Genomic DNA, 16419 nt, shown 5'->3' on the forward strand with positions numbered 1-16419 from the left:
CTCCTCAAGGCCTGACGACGGGGCTGAGATGGGCCGGATCGACGATCGGCCCATAGACCTGCGGGTAGGACGGCGCGACGCCGTGCTTGACCGCCCAGAGGTACCAGTTGTCCACCACCGTGCCGGTGAGGAGGATGCCGATGCCGCCGGTCAGGGTGGTGAGCACCGCGAACCACCACGCCCAGCGGTGGATCGATTCCATCGTGGCGTTGAAGCCCATGGTCCAGCGCCAGAACAGGGCGGCGCGCTCGGTGGCCGAGCCGCGATCCACGATCTGGTCGATCTCGCGGTCCGCCCCGTAGCGGGAGCAGGCGAGGATCGTCCCGCCATGCATCGCGAACAGCAGCACCGACCCGTAGAGGAAGGTGATCGAGAGCATGTGGAACGGGTTGTAGAACAGGTTGCCGTAGCGCAGCGAGAAGGCCGCCGTCCAATCGAGGTGGGGGAAGATGCCGAACGGCACCGCCTCCGACCACGAGCCCATCATGATCGGCCGGATGAAGCCGAGCACGAGGTACAGCCAGATCGCGCTGGCGAAGGCCCACGGCACGTGGCTGCCGAGGCCGAGGGCCCGGGCGCGCCGGTAGAGGTGGACCCACCACAGCAGGATCGAGGCGGTGAGGAAGAAGCCGGCGATCAGCCACCAGCCGCCCTCGGCCAGCGGCGGCAGGATCCGCAGGCCGTATTTCGGCAGCGGTGGCTCCAGGGCGAGCCAGGGCAATTGCCGCACGAACTGCACCGGGCTCCAGTTCACCGACGCCCACATGTTGAGGCCGATGATCTCGAACGCGATCAGCCCGCAGGTGATCGAGAGGGCGGCGATGTAGCCGATGTAGATCGGCCCGACCTGGCTGTTGCCGAGGAGGCCGAACAGGTAGCTGTTGAAGGGCTTGCCGACGCGGTCGTTGGCCGCGACGGGGATGCCCATCTCCGGCTCCAGGGGCCGGACCTGAACCTGGGTGAAGAAATTCTGGTAGTAGGCCATCGTCCGATCCCCCCGAAGCCGGTCGGCTGATCCGACCCCGCTCGCAGCGTCCGCGACATGCCCCGCGCGGACTGCGGGATTTCAGAGCATTTTCCGCCGAAGTGGATGCCGGTTCGGCGCGGGAAAATGCGATACGCGCAGCGTTCCTCAGCGCCACACGGGCAGGTTGAGCCACCAGCCCCACCACTCGGGCCAGCCCTGGGTCCAGAACGGCCCGCTGATCACGATGCAGACGGCGCTCCAGAACCCGGCGGCCAGGGCGAGGTACCAGCCGAGCCGGTGAACCCCGAGGGTGCCGATGGAGTAGCCGATCGTGTCGCGGAAGAAGGTGTCCTCGTGCTCGGGGGTCTTCACCGTCTCGCCCTTCTTCGGGTTGGTGGCCGAGAGGATCAGGCCGCCATGCATCGCCAGGGCGAGGGTGGTGGTGAAGAAGAACGTCACCGCGAGCATGTGCGCGGGGTTATAGTGGAAGTGGAGATACTGGTATCCCGTGTTCGACACCCAATCGAGGTGCGAGAGGATGCCGTAGGGAAAGCCGTAGCCCCAGGCGCCCATCAGGAACGGCCGTATCACCTCGAGGGTGAAGTAGGCGAAGATCGCCATGCCGAAGGCGATCGGCACGTGATAGCCGATGCCCAGCTTGCGGCAGATCTCCACCTCCCGCAGCGCCCAGGACACGAAGGAGCCGAGGGCGCACATGGTGATGATCTGCCAGAGCCCGCCCTCCTTGAGGGGCGCGAGCTTGAGGCCGTAGCTGATGTCCGGCGGGGCGATGTTGATCTGCCAGATATTCCACGTCGGGCCGATAGCCGCGCCGTAGATCACCAGCGCCGTGCCGAGCACGGTGAAGAAGATGCCCGTCACGCCGAAGAACCCGACGAAGTACGGACCGACCCAGAAATCGAACAGGTCACCGCCAAGCAAGGTGCCGCCGCGGACCCGGTATTTGCGCTCGTAGCTCAGCATCGCCATGGCGGACCCTCCCGTTCGGCAATCGGAGGGGCGGCAGCCTGCAGCAGGCCGCCCCCCCGTGTCCTGTCGTCAGGCCGGCATGACCGGCAGGACGAGCGTGATGGCGTTCGCCGCCTTGTTGGCCTTCGGACCTTCCAGCCAGTTGAACCGGTCGGTCGAGAGCAGGATGAAGTGGATCAGCAGCGCGAGGATGAAGAGGAAGGTGAACAGGGCCACCAACGTGCGCCGCGGATCGAACAGCAACCAAACCTTGTGCATTCGATCCTCCTCAGCCGATCATCGAGACGAGGGCGCGGGCCGTATCGGTCACGCCTTCGAGGGAAGCGTAGCCCTGCGGTCCAGGGAGCCACGGGCGCCACAGCCAGACGAGGATGTGGGCGACCACGGCGATCGCCGTGAAGATGAGGAAGCTCGTCAGGAAGATCGCATGGAACTCCTTGGCCTCCGGTTCCGTCAGCCCTGAAAGGCTGCTCGGTCTTTCTGTCGTGATGGGTCCACCAGCCATGGTTTAAGACCTCCGTGAATTGGCCGCGCCTCTCGGCACGACGGGTGCTGCCGCGGAGCACGCGGCCTCACTTCCCCCGCGTCACCGGACGGAAGCGTCTCGTGTCAGGCCCGGAGGCCGGAAGGGGTTCTGCCCGGAGGGCCCTCAGCCCATGAAGGCGAAGGGGATGGCCTGGACGGCCATCGCCCGGGCCTCGCCGAACACCGAACGGTGCGGCGCCGGCAGGCCGGCGCGGGCGGGCGCGCGGCCCGGCGCCATCCGCCCGAGGGCGGCGGCGGCGAGGAAGAAGGGGTAGGTGGCGGCCAGGATCAGCCGGAACTGGAGTTCCTCCTGATGCAGGCGCGCGGTCGGGGCCATCGTACGCATCCTCAGGTCTCCTCTTGTGGAAGGCGGCTCATGCGGAGACTCCCGCGCTGAGTTCGGTTCGCGCGCCGGTCACATGGCCGGCGGCAACGGTGTCGGCGCCAGCCGTGCGGGCGGCGCGCTCGGCCGCGTCGCGCAGGCGCTTGGCGGCGGAAATCCGGGCGAGGACGGGCTGCGCCTCGACGGCGCGGTCCAGGGCGGCGAGGGCCGGCGCATCCCAGGGCAGTTCCCGGTGGCTGCGGGCCGGCGTCGGCTCGACCTTGTCCATGTCGCGGGCGAGCGGCAGGATGTGGAAGAGCGTGTCGAACAGGGCGTTGCAGACTTCCTGCACGAGGTAGGTCGCCCCGGCGTAGCCCATGAACGGCGTGCCGGTGTGCCGGCGGATGATGGCCCCGGGGAACGAGGCCGGCACGTAGGTCGCCCGGCCGCCGGCCTCCGCGAGGTACATCCGCTCGTTGAACGAGCCGAACAGCACCAGCGGCGGATTCTTGGCGATGGCGTCCTTCACCTTCGCGTTGTCGGGCTTGAGCCCGGCGGAGCGGCCGAAGGCGAAGTGGCAGGGCAGGCCCATCTCCTCTTCGAGGAAGTGGCGGACGCCCCTGGCGTAGGTGTCGGTGGCGACGATGCCGAAGCTCGCCGTGCCGAAGAAGTCCTGCGTCACCGAGCGCCACAGGTCCCAGATCGGCTTGATCGTGGTGTGGCGCTCCCGCTCGATGAACGGCTCGGGGTCGATCCCGAGGATCTTGCCCAGCGCCCGGAGGAACTTGGTGGTGGAGAGCACGCCGATGGGCGCCTGGAGATACGGGCGTTCCAGGGCCTCGCAGAGGCCGCGGCCGAATTCCCGGTAGAGGCAGATGTTGGCATCCGCGTTGACGAGCTTGGGCACGTCCGCGAGGTGCGAGCCCAGCGGGAAGGTGAGGTTCACCTCGGCGCCGATGCCCTCCACGAGACGGCGGATCTCGGCGAGGTCGCTCGGCATGTTGAACGTGCCGTAGGCCGGGCCGATCAGGTTCACCCGGGGCTTCTCGCCGTCCTTGCGGGCGGGGCGGGCCGAAATGCCCTTCTTGGCGAACTTCCGCGCCCCGTATTCCTGCCAGAGCCAAGTGATCGCCCGGTCGGCGGCCTGCCACTGGTCCTCATCGATGGTGCGCGGCAGGAAGCGCTGCAGGCCGGTGCCCTCGGGGGTGACGCCGCCGCCGATCATCTCGGCGATGGAGCCGGTGACCACCACGCTCGGCAGGCCGGGGTCGAGGGTGGCATGGGCGCGCTTCATGGCGCCCTCGGTGCCGTGGCGGCCGAGTTCTTCCTCCGCCAGCCCCGTCACGACGATGGGGAGTTCGTGCGGCGGCAGCGCATCGGTGTAGTGCAGCACCGAGGTGACGGGCAGGTTCTCGCAGCCCACCGGGCCGTCGATGACCACCTGGAGGCCCTTGATCGCCGTGAAGACGTAGACCGCGCCCCAGTATCCGCCGGCCCTGTCGTGATCGAGGATCAGCATTATGCCATCTCCCCGATCGGCTTCTTGGGACCCTCGGCCTTGGGTGCCTGCTTCTTCTGCGGCACCTCCTGCCAGACGCCCGCGGCGTGGCCGGTGCCGACGCCCTCGAAGAAGTCGCGCATGGCCTCGAAGCGCGGCCGGTTGCCCAGTGCCGCGTTGATCACCGTGGCGAGCGATCCGGCGCCGGCCGCGCCCATCAGCGGGCGGGCCGAGATCAGGTTGGTGAAGTACAGCGCCGGGGTGGCGTTCTCCTTGGCCTTCTGCACCACGGGGGTGGTGCCGATGGCGAGGTCGGGCCGGAAATGTGCGAAGGCGTAGAGGTCGTCCTCGAGCGATGCCCGGTAGCGCACCTCGCAGCCATGGGCCTCCAGCCAATCCCGGTCCGCCTCGGACCAGGGGGTGCGCGGGCAGGCGGTGCCGACGTAGGGCACCTCGGCGCCGCTCTCGATGAGCAGCCGCGCCACCAGAAGCTCCGAGCCCTCGTAGCCGGAGAGGGTGATCCGCCCCTTGATCGGCGCGGCCGACAGGGCGCCACGGATCCCCGCGAGGATCCCGGCCTTGGCCGTGTCGAGGGTCTGCGCGGACACGTTGCAGGACGCGCCGATCCGCTCCAGCCATGCGGCCGTGCCCTCGACGCCGACCGGTGCCGAACCCACGATGGGCCGGCCCGCGGCCTCGAACTCGCGGATGGTGGCCGTGTAGAACGGGTGGATCGCCGCCACGACCGAACAATCGAGGGCGCCGTACAACTCGCGCCATTCCCGTGTCGGCACCACCGGACCCGCCGCGAGGCCGAGCGGGGCGAGCAGGCTGCCGATCACCATCGGGTCGGCGGGGAACATCTCACCGAGCAGAGCCACCGCCGGGCGCTCGGACCGGCCGCCCTTCGGCGCCTGGACGGGGCCGTGCTCGGCCTCGGCGCGGGCGACCTTCAGCATGGCCCCGGCCAGCACGTCCTTGGCCTCGGCATGGGTCGGCACGCCGAAGCCCGGCACGTCGATGCCGATGACGCGCACCCCGTCGATCTCCTTCGGTAGGAGTCGCAGCGGCACGCCCGAGGCGGTCGGCACGCAGAGGTTGATGACGACGACGGCGTCGTAATCCTCGGGCTTGGCGGTGGCGTAGACCGCCTCGCGGATGTCCTCGAACAGCTTGCCGGTGACGAGGGTCTCGGAGTTGAACGGCACGTAGCCGACGCTCCGGCGCGCCCCGTAGAAATGCGAGGTGAAGGTCAGCCCGTAGACGCAGCAGGCGCTGCCGGAGAGGATCGTCGCCGTCCGGCGCATCCGCAGCCCCACCCGCAGCGACCCGAAGGCCGGGCACATGCTCTGCGGCTGGTCGTGGGGGCCCTGCGGGTAATCCTCGCGCAGCTGCGCCAGGGTCTCCGACATCCCGGCCGCCTCCGCGGCCTCCCGCATCGCGTCCTTGCCGGCGTGGCAGCCGAGCCCGTCGCCCTTGGTGGCGGCGAGGTCGATGGCGGGGGCCGCCTTGCGGGCCCGCAGATCGGCGATGTCGAGGGAGACGGCCATGCGCGTCAGACCTCGTCGTAGACGACTTCGAGGGACGGCTTGGTCACATGCGCGACGCCGCACATGTCCTCTTGGGTCGCCGGCACCAGCACCACGTCGCGACCGGTGGTCTCGCTGGAGAACAGGCCGAGGAGCCCGTCCTGGGTCAACGGCGTCGGGCGGTGGGGCTCCGCGCTCGCCACGTTGGCGGCGAGTTCGGAGAACAGGTCGCCCCAGCGGCCGTCCGGGCGGCCGATGATCTCGTAATTCGCGCTCTTCCTGCGGATGTCGTCGTCGGCCGGGATCGAGGCGAGCACCGGGATGCCGGCGGCTTGCGCGAAGGCCTGCGCCTCGCCGGTGCCGTCGTCCTTGTTGATGACGAGGCCGCCCACGCCGACATTGCCGCCGAGCTTGCGGAAATACTCCACCGCCGAGCAGACGTTGTTGGCGACGTAGAGCGATTGCAGGTCGTTCGAGCCGACGACGATGACCTTCTGGCACATGTCCCGGGCGATCGGCAGGCCGAAGCCGCCGCAGACCACGTCGCCGAGGAAGTCGAGCAGGACGAAGTCGAAGCCCCAGTCGTGGAAGCCGAGCTTCTCCAGCAATTCGAAGCCGTGGATGATGCCCCGGCCGCCGCAGCCGCGCCCGACCTCCGGCCCGCCCAGCTCCATGGCGTAGACGCCGTCGCGCTTGAAGCACACGTCGCCGATGGCGACCTGCTCCCCGGCGAGCTTCTTGATGGTGGAGGTCTCGATGATGGTCGGGCAGGCCTTGCCGCCGAACAGCAGGGAGGTGGTGTCGCTCTTGGGATCGCAGCCGATCAGCAGGACCTTCTTGCCCTGCTGGGCCATCATGTAGCTGAGGTTGGCGAGCGTGAACGACTTGCCGATGCCGCCCTTGCCGTAGATCGCGATGATCTGCGTCTCTTTCTTCGCGGGGGCGGTGGAGACCGCATCCGGCTCGATGGCGGCCTCGGCGCGCAGCTGCGTCGCCTGGGACAGGGCAGCCTTGTTCAGCTGGACGTTCATGCGGCATCCCTCCAATCGAGGACCATCTTGAGGCAGGCCGGATCGGCGAAGGCCGTCCGGTAAGCCTCCTCGGCCCGCGCGGCGGGCGCGCGGTGGGTGATCAGGCCGTCGAGGGACAGGCGCCCCGCCTCGATGAGGCGAGTGACTGCCGCAAGGTCGTCTGCGCGGAACTCGGCGGAGATGCGGATGCGCGCTTCCCGCATGAAGGCCGGCGGGAAGGCGAAGTAGAGCGGCGCCTCGTAGAAGCCCGCCAACACGATCTCGCCGCCGGGGGCGAGACGTGCGATCAGCCCGTCGAGGCCGGAGGCGTCGCCGCTGGCGTCGACGATGCGGGCATAGTCCCGGCGCGGATCGCCCTCGGGCGACACGGCGGGGTAGCCCGCGGCACCGTCCCGGCGGGCGGCATCCGTCTCCCACACGGTCGGCTCGGCGCCCATCGCCACCGCGATGCGGGCGATGAGCCGGCCCAGCACCCCGTGCCCGACCACGAGGGGACGCTCCCCGGCGGCGATCCCGCCCGCCGCCCGGTGGGCGGTGGCGGCCAGGGCCATGAGGCAGGCGCGCTCGCCGAGCCCGGCATCGACCGGCAGGAGCTTTTCGGCAGGGGTGACGAGGTGGGACGCCGCACCGCCGAACAGGCCGCGCACCGGGCCGAAGCAGCGGGCACCGGGGACGAAGACCCATTGGCCGACCCGGACCGACGAACCGGCGGGCGCCTCGGCGACCTGGCCGACGGTCTCGTAGCCCGGCACCAGCGGATACCCCATGCCCGGGAAGTCCGGCATCCGGCCCGACCAGAGCAGGCGCTCGGTCCCGGTGCTGATCCCGCTCCAGGCCACCTCGACCACGGCGTCGCCCGCACCCGCGCCGGTCAGGGTCAGGCGCCGCAGCGCCAGCCTTTCCGGTTGTTCGAGGATGACGGCGAGAGCGTCCATGACTGGAATTTCCGCCCGACTCGTTGGGAGCACCGCAGGGGCGGGCACCAGAAGTGTCATTCTAGATAGACACATTCTGGCGTCAACCGGTCTTAACAGTCAGATGCCAGTTTTGTGTGCGACGAGCACCCGGGCGAGAAGCGGACGGCGCGTCGCATGCTCCCGCACGGAGGCGAATCCGGCGTCCCGCGCCATCCGCGCCAGCTCGGCGAAGGTCCGCGGACGGCCCGACCCCATCGCCAGCAGGTAGAAGCCGAAATACGCGTCGCCCACCGGCTCCGCGCCCGGCGTCCCGGCCATGGGCTCGGCGAGGATCAACCGGCCGCCCGGGGCGAGGGCCGCGTGGGCGGCCGCCAGCAGGGCCTGCGCCGGCCCGTCGTCGTGGTCGTGGATCACCCGCACGAGGGAGAGGGTGTCGGCCCCCGGCGGAAGCCCGGCGTGGAAATCGCCGCCCCGGCAGGCGATTCGGTCGCCGAGGCCGGCTTGGCAGAGGCGCAGGCGCGCCCGCTCCGCCACGGCGGGCAGGTCGAACAGGGTGAGTCGGCGGCCGGGAAGGCGCGGCGCGGCGGCTTCGAGAAAGGCCCCCTCCCCGCCCCCGACATCCATCCAGTGGCTGGAGCGGGAGGGGTCGCAGGCGTCGAGGATATCCTCCGCGATCATCGCCTGGGACGCGCCCATCAGGGCGCCGTAGGGGGCGGCCTCGCCCGCCGCCACCGGGGCGCCCTCCGCGTAGGGCCAGTAGGCGGACAGGTTCGTCCGCTCCCCGCCTCGCTTCAGCAGGGCGACCGGGTCGGCCAAGTCGGCGTAGAGCAGGGCGTGGTGCTCGACCATGGCGGCGATGCCGGGATTGCCGACCAGGGCCGCCCCGAGATCGGCCAGGGCGAACCGCCCGCCGGAGACGTCCCGAATCAGGCCGAGGGAGCGCGCGGCGAAGAGCAGCGTCCGGGCCCTGTCGGGGGCGAGGCCGAGGCGCGGGGCGAGGGCATCGCCCGTCGCCGGGCCCTCGGCCAGGATGCGGAACAGGTCGAGCCGGATGCAGGCGGTGAGCACCTGCGCGTAGACGAACCCGGCGCAGAGGTCGAACAGGCCGCGGGTGTTGCGCCGGGCGATGCGCCGGGTCAGCGGGAAGCCCGCCGCCCAGCGCTGGAAGCGGGGGCTCGCCACGAGGCGGTTGCGCAGGGCGAGCCATCGGTCGGGGAGCGAGCCCGGCTTGGCCACCGGGGGATCGGACAGGGCGGCGCCCCGGCTCAGGCCGACACCGGCCGCAGGCTCGCCGGCAGGAAAAGCCGGGCCTGCGCCTCGATCTCGGCGGTCAGGCGCGCCGCGCCGGGGCAGTCCGGCACCGCCGCCACCGCTTCGTGGGTCAGCCGGGCGAGCCGGTCGAGGGCGCCGCCCGTGCCGAGGAGCGCCGCCGCGTTGGGGCGCCCGAGGGTGGCGTCGCGCCCTGCGGGCTTGCCGATCTCCTCCTGGCGGCAGGCGACGTCCCGCAGGTCGTCGGCCACCTGATAGGCCTCGCCCAGGGCCTCGCCCAGGCGCCGCCACGGCTCCGGGTCGGCACCCGCCGCCGCCGCACCGGCCACCGTCGCCGCGGCGAACAGGGCGCCGGTCTTGGCCTGCTGGTAGGCGCTGAGGTCGACATGGGCTTCCGATTCCCAGGCCTGCCCGGCGGCGATGCCCATGGGCGAGCCCGCCGCCCGGCCGAGGAGGCCGACGAGCCGGGCGAGCCGCCGCGGATACCGCCACGCCCCGCGGGCCAGGGTCTCGAAGGCCAGCACGATCAGCGCGTCGCCGGTCAGCACGGCGATGGGCGCACCGTAGGCGACGTGGACCGTGTCCTTCTCGCGCCGCATCGGCGCGTCGTCGAAGCAGGGCAGGTCGTCGTGGACCAGGGAGGCGCAGTGCAGGAGCTCGATCGCCGCCGCGGCCGAATCGGCCCCCAGGGGATCGTCGTCGCCGCAGGCCCGGGCCACCGAGAGGCACAGGCGCGGGCGGATGCGGTGCCCGCCGGGGAAGACCGCGTAGCGCATCGCCTCCGCGAGCAGGGGAGGCGCACCGGGCGCTTCCGCGTAGGCGACAGCCCTGTCCAGGGCCGTTTCAATTCGCGAACCGGGCTCCATGCCGCCCTCCCTGTCATGGCAGCTTGCCATCGCCATGTGTCACTTATAATTGACACTTGGGGGCGACAAGATCAATCCCGTCGAGGGAGGTTCCGCAACCGTGTCGACACCCCGCGTCGTCGTGATCGGAGCTGGAATCGGCGGCCTCGCCGCGGCGCTCCGGCTCGCCCGGGCGGGCCTGCCGGTGACGGTGGTGGAGCGGGCCGAGGCGCCGGGCGGCAAGATGCGTTCGGTGGCCGTCGAGGGCACCCGCATCGAGGCCGGGCCCACCGTCTTCACCATGCGCTGGGTGTTCGACGAGCTACTGGCGGAATGCGGCGCGCGGCTGGAGGAGCGGGTCTCTCTGCGGGAGGCCGGCCTCCTCGCCCGCCACGCCTGGAGCCGGGACGAGCGCCTCGACCTCTTCGCCGACATCGACGCCTCGGCGGCGGCGATCCACGCTTTCGCGGGCGCCCGGGAGGCCGACGGCTACCGGCGGTTCTGCGCCCGAGCCGCCGAGGTGTACCGGACCCTCGAAGGCCCCTTCATCCGGGCCGGGCAGACGGGCCCGACCGGCCTCGCCAAGCGGGTCGGCCTGTCGGGCATCGGCGACCTGTGGCGCATCCAGCCCTTCGCGACCCTGTGGTCGGCGCTGAAGGAGTATTTCCACGACCCCCGTCTGCTGCAGCTCTTCGGGCGCTACGCCACCTATTGCGGCGCCTCGCCCTTCACCGCCCCGGCGACGCTGATGCTGGTCGCCCATGTGGAGCAGGCGGGCGTCTGGACCGTCCAGGGCGGACTCAGCACCCTCGCCGCCGCCCTGGCCGACCTCGCCGTCGAGCACGGGGCGGAGATCGGCTACGGCACCCATGTGGAGGAGATCGAGATCGCCTCCGGCAGGGTCACGGGCGTGCGGCTGGCGGGCGGCGGGCGCATCCCGGCCGAGGTGGTGGTCTGCAACGGCGACGTGGCGGGCCTCGGGGCGGGGCTGCTCGGACGGGCGGCGGCGGCGGCCGGGGACCGGATCGCCCGGGGGGAGCGGTCGCTCTCGGCGGTGACCGTCTGCGTGAAGGCCGAGACGGCGGGGTTCCCGCTGGCCCACCACACGGTGTTCTTCTCCCGCGACTACCGCGCCGAGTTCGACACGATCCTGCGCGACCGCCGCCTCCCCGCGGATCCGACGGTCTACATCTGCGCGCAGGACCGGAGCGCCGACGGCGCCTTCTCCGGCGGGCCCGAGCGCCTGCTGATGCTCGTCAACGCTCCGGCCGACGGCTCGGAGCGCCCCCTGCCTGCCACGGAGATCGCCCGATGCGAGAGCAACCTGAAGGCGCGGCTGCACGCCTGCGGCCTGTCCCTGACGCGGGAATCGACGGCCACGGTGACCACGCCGGACCAGTTCGCGGGCCTGTTCCCAGGGAGCCAGGGAGCCCTCTACGGGCGGGCGTCGCAGGGGTGGGCGGCGACCTTCAAGCGGCCCGGGGCACGCACGAAGGTGCCGGGGCTCTACCTCGCGGGGGGCTCGGTCCATCCGGGGCCGGGCGTGCCGATGGCGGCGCAATCGGGGAGGCTCGCGGCGCAGGCGATCCTCGCCGACCTCGGTTCGACGGGCCCGTCGGGCGCAACGGCTACGCGTGGTGGTACGTCGATGCGGTGAGCGACGACGGGGCCCACGGCCTGACCGTCATCGCCTTCATCGGCAGCGTGTTCTCGCCCTACTACGCCTGGAGCCGGGACAAGGACCCGTTCGACCACTGCGCGATGAACGTCGTGCTGTACGGCCGGCCCGGCCGCTTCGCCATGACGGAGCGCAAGGCCGCCAGCCTGTCGCGCGGGGCCGACCACATCGCCATCGGCCCGAGCGCCATGGAATGGGACGGGACCGAGCTGACGATCCGCATCGACGAACGCGGCTCCCCCCTGCCCCGGCGGGTCCGCGGGACGATCCGGCTGCGGCCCTCGGGGATCACGGCGGGGCCGTTCCACCTCGATGCCGGCGGCCGGCACCGCTGGTGGCCGATGGCGCCATCCTCCCGGGTGGAGGTCTCCCTCAGCGAGCCGGGCCTCTCCTGGCAGGGCAGCGGCTACTTCGACACCAACGACGGCGACGAGCCGCTGGAGGACGCCTTCACCCGCTGGACCTGGTGCCGGGCCGAGCTGCCGGACGGGGCGGCGATCCTCTACGACGTGAAGCACCGCGTGGGCGGCGGGCGCAACCTCAGCCTCGGCTTCGCCTTCGACGGCACCCGCCGGGACATCCGCCCGCCGCTCCCGGCCGCCCTGCCGCCCACGGGCTTCTGGCGGATGCCCCGCGAGACCCGCAGCGACGACGGCCGGGCGCGGGTGATCACCACCTTCGAGGATACGCCGTTCTATTCGCGCTCGCTCCTCGCCTCGACCTTGAGCGGCGAGCCCGTCCGCGCGGTCCACGAGAGCCTGTCGCTGGACCGGTTCCGCAACCCGCTGGTGCGCCTCATGCTGCCGTTCCGGATCCCGCGGCCGCTGGGCGGGTGACGCGCTGCGCCCGCCACGCGACGCAGCCGAAGGTCGCGAGCGCCAGGGCGAGGCCGAAGGAGAACCCCGTCGCCCCCGCCCCGACCCGCAGGAGGGCGGCCAGGGGGCTGACGGCGAGGAGGACCCGCTCGTGGCCCGCGAACCCCCCGGCCTTCCGGGCCGCGAGCCCCAGGAACACCGTCGCGGGCACCAGGGGCGCGAGGTCGTAGATCGGCACGTAGGGCGACATCAGCGGCGCCGCGGCCAGGAAGGCGGCGGCGCGGATCTCCGGACAGGCCCCGCCCCGCCACACCCGCCAGACGAAGGCCAGGGCCGCCAGGGTGACGGTGATCTGGAGGGCCCAGGCCAGGGCGGTGGAGCCCCCCGCGAGGCGGACCGCCCCGAAGGCGCTGGCGTTGAGGTCGAGGCCCGCCGCGGCGTTCTGCAGGATGATCCGGTTGGTCTCGCCGAGGGAGTGGAGGAAGCCGAGCCACGGCGCGACCCCGAACAGGGCGAGCGAGGCGAGGCAGGCGGCGAGCACCGTGGCGGCGCAGGCGGCCAGCGCCGTCAGCCGCCCGGTGGCGATGAGCAGCAGCGGCGCCAGCGCCGCGAATTGCGGCTTGTAGGCGAGGAGCCCGAAGCACAGGCCCGCCAGCCGGGGATGGCGGTCGAGGGCGACCAAGCCGAGGGTCATCAGCCCCGCCGTGAACAGGCCGTTCTGCCCATAGGACAGGTTGCAGAACACCAGGGGGTGGGCGAAGGCGATGAAGGCGATGTCCATCCGCCCCGCCGCCGCCCGCACCGCGAGCAGGAACAGCGCGGCCGAGAGCGCGCACCAGACGAGGTAGCCCGCCTGCGGGTCGAACCACGCCATCGCCGCCGCCGGGAGCAGGAACACAGGCGGGTAGTGCCACGCGAACCGGCATTCCGGGCCGAACGCGTCCCTGAGGTTCGCGAGGTGGCGGGCGAGGTCGTAGGGCTCGGCGCCCCGGCCCTCCAGGGCGGCCCGGCCCGCCACCCAGACCTGCGCGAAGTCGTTGCCGAGGAAATCGCCGTACCAGTTGCGCCGCGGCTCCGGCCCGGTCCCGAACAGGACGACGATGATCGCCAGCACCAGCGGCACAAGGAACAGCGCCGCCCGGCGGCCGAAGGCCAGGAGCCGGGCATCGTTGAGGACGATGTCGGCGAAATCCGCCCGCAGGCCGCCGAATCGGTCCCGGCCGGCAGGCGTGGCGGTAACGTGCATGGGCGGTGCCGGCGACGGAGGACGGGACGGGCCCTTCCGGCGGCGCCCCCGCAGGGCGAGGGTTGCGCGATCCGGGCCGAAGCTGCGGGGAGCGTAGGGGCCAACGGTTCCGGTGCCGTTAACGGTGGGAAAGGAGGCGCCGGCACCCTTGTGCGGTCCGGTCGTGGCTGCAATGGTCGTCGCGGGTGCGCGTGTCACGGCGCGCCCCACCGGGCGGGGGAATGGGGTCATCGTCGGGACAGGTCCGCCGCGGAACACCGCCCTCGCCGGGGGAACCTGCGCGGGGACGCCCGTGACGGTGCCGGGCGATGCGCCGTCCGCCCTGCGCGTGCTGATCTACAGCCACGACACCTTCGGCCTCGGCCATCTCCGCCGCTCGCGGGCGATCGCCCACGCCGTGGTCGCCGCCTCTCCCGGCGCGCAAGCGGTGATCGTCTCCGGGTCCCCGGTGGTGGATCGCTACGCCTTCGCCCCCGGGGTCCGCGCCGTGCGCCTGCCTTCTGTGACGAAGCTCACCGACGGGAGCTATGCCAGCGCCGCGGCCACGCCGCTCGTGCGCACGGTGGCCGACCGCACGGCGGCGATCGTGCGGACGGCGGAGGGCTTCCGCCCGCACATCGTGATCGTGGACAAGGAGCCCGCCGGGTTCCACGGCGAGATGCTGCCGGTGCTGGAGCGGGAGGCCGCCCGGGGCACGAAGCTGGTGCTCGGCCTGCGCGACGTCCTCGACGAGGCCGACCGCCTCGCCCCCGAATGGGAGCGCAAGGGGGCGGTGGAGGCGATGGACCGCTTCTACCACGAGATCTGGGTCTACGGGCTCGGCCACATCCACGAGCCCCTGGCCGGGCTGGCCCTGCCGCCGGACATCGCCGCGCGGATCGGCGACCGGCTGATCTATACCGGCTACCTCCGGCGCGAGGTGCCGGAGGCACGCGCCCACCGCCGGGAGGTGGCCATGGCCGCGGGGCCGTTCCTCCTCGCCACGCCGGGCGGCGGCGGGGACGGGGCGGGGCTGATCGACTGGGTGATCGCCGCCTACGAGGCCGATCCCGGCCTTCCCCTGCCCTGCCTCGTGGCCTTCGGGCCGTTCCTCGACCCCGCCCTCCGCGGGGGGTTCGACCGGCGCATCGCCGCCCTCGGGGGGCGCGTCGCCGCCATCACCTTCGACAGCGAGATCGAGTTCCTGATGCGCAAGGCGGCGGGGGTCGTCGCCATGGGCGGCTACAACACCTTCTGCGAGATCCTGTCCTTCGATCGCCCGGCCGTGCTGGTGCCCCGCACCGAACCCCGCCGGGAACAGGCGATCCGGGCGCTGGCCGCCGAACGGCTCGGCCTCGTCCGGGTGCTGCTGGAGGAGGACGGGCGGGCGCCGGCCCGGATGGCGGCGGCGTTGCGCGCCCTGCCGGGCCAACCGGAGCCCTCGCGCGTCGTGGTGCCGGGCCTGCTCGACGGGCTCGACGCCGTGGTGGGCCGGGTGCGCGCCCTGTCGACCGCGCAGCCTGCCCTGCCCTGCCGGGCGATCTCGTGACGGGCCGGCGCATCGCCGTGGTGCTGAAGGGCTACCCGCGGCTGTCGGAGACCTTCATCGCCCAGGAGATCCTGGCCCTCGAACGGCGCGGGCTCGCCCTCGACATCTGGTCCCTGCGCCGGCCGACCGACCGGTTCCGCCACCCGATGCACGACGCCATCGCCGCGCCGGTCTCCTACCTGCCGGAATACCTGCGCGACGATCCCCGGAGGGTCCTGCGCGGGCTCGCCTGGGCCTGCCGGCAGGCACGGTTCCCCCGGCTGATCGGCACCTTCCTCCGGGACCTGCGGCGCGACCCGACCGCCTCCCGCCTGCGCCGCCTGGGCCAAGCCCTCGTCCTCGCCCGGGAGGCGGGGCCGGCGGTCGCCCACCTGCATGTGCATTTCCTGCACACGCCCGCGAGCGTCGCCCGCTACGCCGCCCTGCTCGGCGGCCGGAGCTGGAGCTTCTCCGCCCACGCCAAGGACATCTGGACGACGCCCGCCTGGGAGCTGGCCGAGAAGCTCGCCGGGGCGAGTTGGGGCGTCACCTGCACCCGCGACGGGCTCGCGCGCCTCGACGCCCTCGCCCCCGGCCGCACCCGGCTCGCATATCACGGCCTCGACCTCGCCCGCTTCCCCGCCCCGCCCCCCGCCCGCCCGCCCCGCGACGGGCGGGAGCCGGGTGCGCCCCTCCGGCTCCTCTGCGTGGCGCGGCTGGTGTCGAAGAAGGGGCACGACGACCTGTTCGCGGCCCTGGCCACCCTCCCCGACGGCCTGCACTGGCGGCTCGACCTGATCGGCGGCGGCGAGCTGCGCCCGGCCCTGGAACGGCTCGCCCGGGAGCGGGGCCTGGCCGACCGCATCGCCTTCCACGGCGCCCTGCCGCAGCCGGAGATCGTCGCCGCCATGCGCGGGGCGGACCTCTTCGTCCTGCCCACCAAGCCCGCCGCGGGGGGAGACCGGGACGGGCTGCCCAACGTCCTCATGGAGGCCGCGAGCCAGGACCTGCCGATCCTCGCCACCGCCTTCGCGGGGACGCCGGAATTCATCGCCGACGGGGTGCACGGCGTCCTCGTCCCGCCGGGCGACCCGGAGGCCCTGGGCGACGCCCTCCGGACCCTCGCCGCCGACCCCGACCTGCGCCGCCGTCTCGGGCAGGCCGCCCGCCACCGGCTGGTGCAGGATTTCTCGGAGGCCTCCGGCATCGCCCTCATCGCCGGAAGCCTCGCCGCCTCGGCGGGCCTCGCCCTCCCCCTGCGGGAGGAGGCGGCGTGAGGA

The 16419-nt window shown here is 72.4% G+C and carries 16 protein-coding genes; 4 read left to right on the plus strand and 12 right to left on the minus strand.

What is annotated here, in order from left to right:
• Positions 1-4: 4 nt before the first annotated feature.
• From pufM to MKK53_RS10690, 11 genes are all read right to left on the minus strand, one after another.
• Positions 5-985, minus strand: a complete 981-nt coding sequence (gene pufM, locus MKK53_RS10640) for a photosynthetic reaction center subunit M (protein ID WP_243928668.1) — start codon at positions 983-985, stop codon at positions 5-7.
• Positions 986-1132: 147 nt separating this feature from the next.
• The gene (gene pufL, locus MKK53_RS10645) at positions 1133-1957 is read right to left on the minus strand and encodes a photosynthetic reaction center subunit L (protein ID WP_243928669.1); all 825 of its coding nucleotides are present in this window, start codon (positions 1955-1957) and stop codon (positions 1133-1135) included.
• 69 nt (positions 1958-2026) lie between these two features.
• On the minus strand, positions 2027-2215 hold the full coding sequence (pufA, locus tag MKK53_RS10650) for a light-harvesting antenna LH1, alpha subunit (RefSeq protein WP_243928670.1): 189 nt from the start codon (positions 2213-2215) through the stop codon (positions 2027-2029).
• Positions 2216-2225: 10 nt separating this feature from the next.
• Entirely contained in the window at positions 2226-2462 is a 237-nt protein-coding gene (pufB, locus tag MKK53_RS10655) for a light-harvesting antenna LH1, beta subunit (RefSeq protein WP_238204760.1), read from the minus strand.
• Positions 2463-2606: 144 nt separating this feature from the next.
• Positions 2607-2828, minus strand: coding sequence for a hypothetical protein (locus MKK53_RS10660; RefSeq protein ID WP_243928671.1), 222 nt, complete (start codon positions 2826-2828; stop codon positions 2607-2609).
• A gap of 28 nt (positions 2829-2856) precedes the next feature.
• Positions 2857-4323: a chlorophyllide a reductase subunit Z gene (gene bchZ, locus MKK53_RS10665; protein WP_243928672.1), complete on the minus strand. Its 1467-nt coding sequence runs from the start codon at positions 4321-4323 to the stop codon at positions 2857-2859.
• Positions 4323-5852 carry a chlorophyllide a reductase subunit Y gene (bchY, locus tag MKK53_RS10670; protein ID WP_243928673.1) on the minus strand — a complete coding sequence of 510 codons (1530 nt, stop codon included), beginning with the start codon at positions 5850-5852 and terminating at the stop codon, positions 4323-4325. Before bchY ends, bchZ begins: the two co-directional genes overlap by 1 nt.
• Positions 5853-5857: 5 nt before the next feature.
• On the minus strand, positions 5858-6862 hold the full coding sequence (locus tag MKK53_RS10675; protein WP_243928674.1) for a chlorophyllide a reductase iron protein subunit X: 1005 nt from the start codon (positions 6860-6862) through the stop codon (positions 5858-5860).
• On the minus strand, positions 6859-7797 hold the full coding sequence (bchC, locus tag MKK53_RS10680; RefSeq protein ID WP_243928675.1) for a chlorophyll synthesis pathway protein BchC: 939 nt from the start codon (positions 7795-7797) through the stop codon (positions 6859-6861). Before bchC ends, MKK53_RS10675 begins: the two co-directional genes overlap by 4 nt.
• Before the next feature lie 99 nt (positions 7798-7896).
• Positions 7897-9015 (minus strand): acetylserotonin O-methyltransferase, encoded by a 1119-nt coding sequence (locus tag MKK53_RS10685; RefSeq protein ID WP_243928676.1) that lies wholly within the window; start codon positions 9013-9015, stop codon positions 7897-7899.
• A 29-nt stretch (positions 9016-9044) separates the two neighbouring features.
• Positions 9045-9914 carry a polyprenyl synthetase family protein gene (locus MKK53_RS10690; RefSeq protein WP_243928750.1) on the minus strand — a complete coding sequence of 290 codons (870 nt, stop codon included), beginning with the start codon at positions 9912-9914 and terminating at the stop codon, positions 9045-9047.
• Between the two features lie 100 nt (positions 9915-10014).
• Between MKK53_RS10690 and crtD the strand changes: the two genes are divergently transcribed.
• Both crtD and MKK53_RS10700 read left to right on the plus strand, forming a co-directional pair.
• Positions 10015-11550 carry a 1-hydroxycarotenoid 3,4-desaturase CrtD gene (gene crtD, locus MKK53_RS10695; protein ID WP_243928677.1) on the plus strand — a complete coding sequence of 512 codons (1536 nt, stop codon included), beginning with the start codon at positions 10015-10017 and terminating at the stop codon, positions 11548-11550.
• Positions 11547-12407, plus strand: a complete 861-nt coding sequence (locus tag MKK53_RS10700; protein ID WP_243928678.1) for a carotenoid 1,2-hydratase — start codon at positions 11547-11549, stop codon at positions 12405-12407. Before crtD ends, MKK53_RS10700 begins: the two co-directional genes overlap by 4 nt.
• On the opposite strand, the gene MKK53_RS10705 is transcribed toward MKK53_RS10700, so the two are convergent.
• Entirely contained in the window at positions 12367-13632 is a 1266-nt protein-coding gene (locus tag MKK53_RS10705) for a glycosyltransferase family 87 protein (RefSeq protein ID WP_243928679.1), read from the minus strand. The two genes, MKK53_RS10700 and MKK53_RS10705, sit on opposite strands and share 41 nt — an antisense overlap.
• Before the next feature lie 292 nt (positions 13633-13924).
• On the opposite strand from MKK53_RS10705, the gene MKK53_RS10710 reads away from it, so the two are divergent.
• Both MKK53_RS10710 and MKK53_RS10715 read left to right on the plus strand, forming a co-directional pair.
• On the plus strand, positions 13925-15160 hold the full coding sequence (locus MKK53_RS10710) for a glycosyltransferase family protein (protein ID WP_243928680.1): 1236 nt from the start codon (positions 13925-13927) through the stop codon (positions 15158-15160).
• Positions 15157-16416, plus strand: coding sequence for a glycosyltransferase (locus MKK53_RS10715; RefSeq protein ID WP_243928681.1), 1260 nt, complete (start codon positions 15157-15159; stop codon positions 16414-16416). The genes MKK53_RS10710 and MKK53_RS10715 overlap by 4 nt, the downstream gene beginning before the upstream one ends.
• Positions 16417-16419 lie beyond the last annotated feature (3 nt).

It is taken from the genome of Methylobacterium sp. J-076 (assembly GCF_022829405.1).
Taxonomy (GTDB): Bacteria; Pseudomonadota; Alphaproteobacteria; order Rhizobiales; family Beijerinckiaceae; genus Methylobacterium.

Bases quoted from the DNA above. Each gene is read 5' to 3' on its own strand.
- pufM (WP_243928668.1), bottom strand. From the start codon at position 985: ATGGCCTACTACCAGAATTTCTTCACCCAGGTTCAGGTCCGGCCCCTG.
- pufL (WP_243928669.1), bottom strand. From the start codon at position 1,957: ATGGCGATGCTGAGCTACGAGCGCAAATACCGGGTCCGCGGCGGCACC.
- pufA (WP_243928670.1), bottom strand. From the start codon at position 2,215: ATGCACAAGGTTTGGTTGCTGTTCGATCCGCGGCGCACGTTGGTGGCC.
- pufB (WP_238204760.1), bottom strand. From the start codon at position 2,462: ATGGCTGGTGGACCCATCACGACAGAAAGACCGAGCAGCCTTTCAGGG.
- MKK53_RS10660 (WP_243928671.1), bottom strand. From the start codon at position 2,828: ATGCGTACGATGGCCCCGACCGCGCGCCTGCATCAGGAGGAACTCCAG.
- bchZ (WP_243928672.1), bottom strand. From the start codon at position 4,323: ATGCTGATCCTCGATCACGACAGGGCCGGCGGATACTGGGGCGCGGTC.
- bchY (WP_243928673.1), bottom strand. From the start codon at position 5,852: ATGGCCGTCTCCCTCGACATCGCCGATCTGCGGGCCCGCAAGGCGGCC.
- MKK53_RS10675 (WP_243928674.1), bottom strand. From the start codon at position 6,862: ATGAACGTCCAGCTGAACAAGGCTGCCCTGTCCCAGGCGACGCAGCTG.
- bchC (WP_243928675.1), bottom strand. From the start codon at position 7,797: ATGGACGCTCTCGCCGTCATCCTCGAACAACCGGAAAGGCTGGCGCTG.
- MKK53_RS10690 (WP_243928750.1), bottom strand. From the start codon at position 9,914: ATGGAGCCCGGTTCGCGAATTGAAACGGCCCTGGACAGGGCTGTCGCC.
- MKK53_RS10705 (WP_243928679.1), bottom strand. From the start codon at position 13,632: ATGCACGTTACCGCCACGCCTGCCGGCCGGGACCGATTCGGCGGCCTG.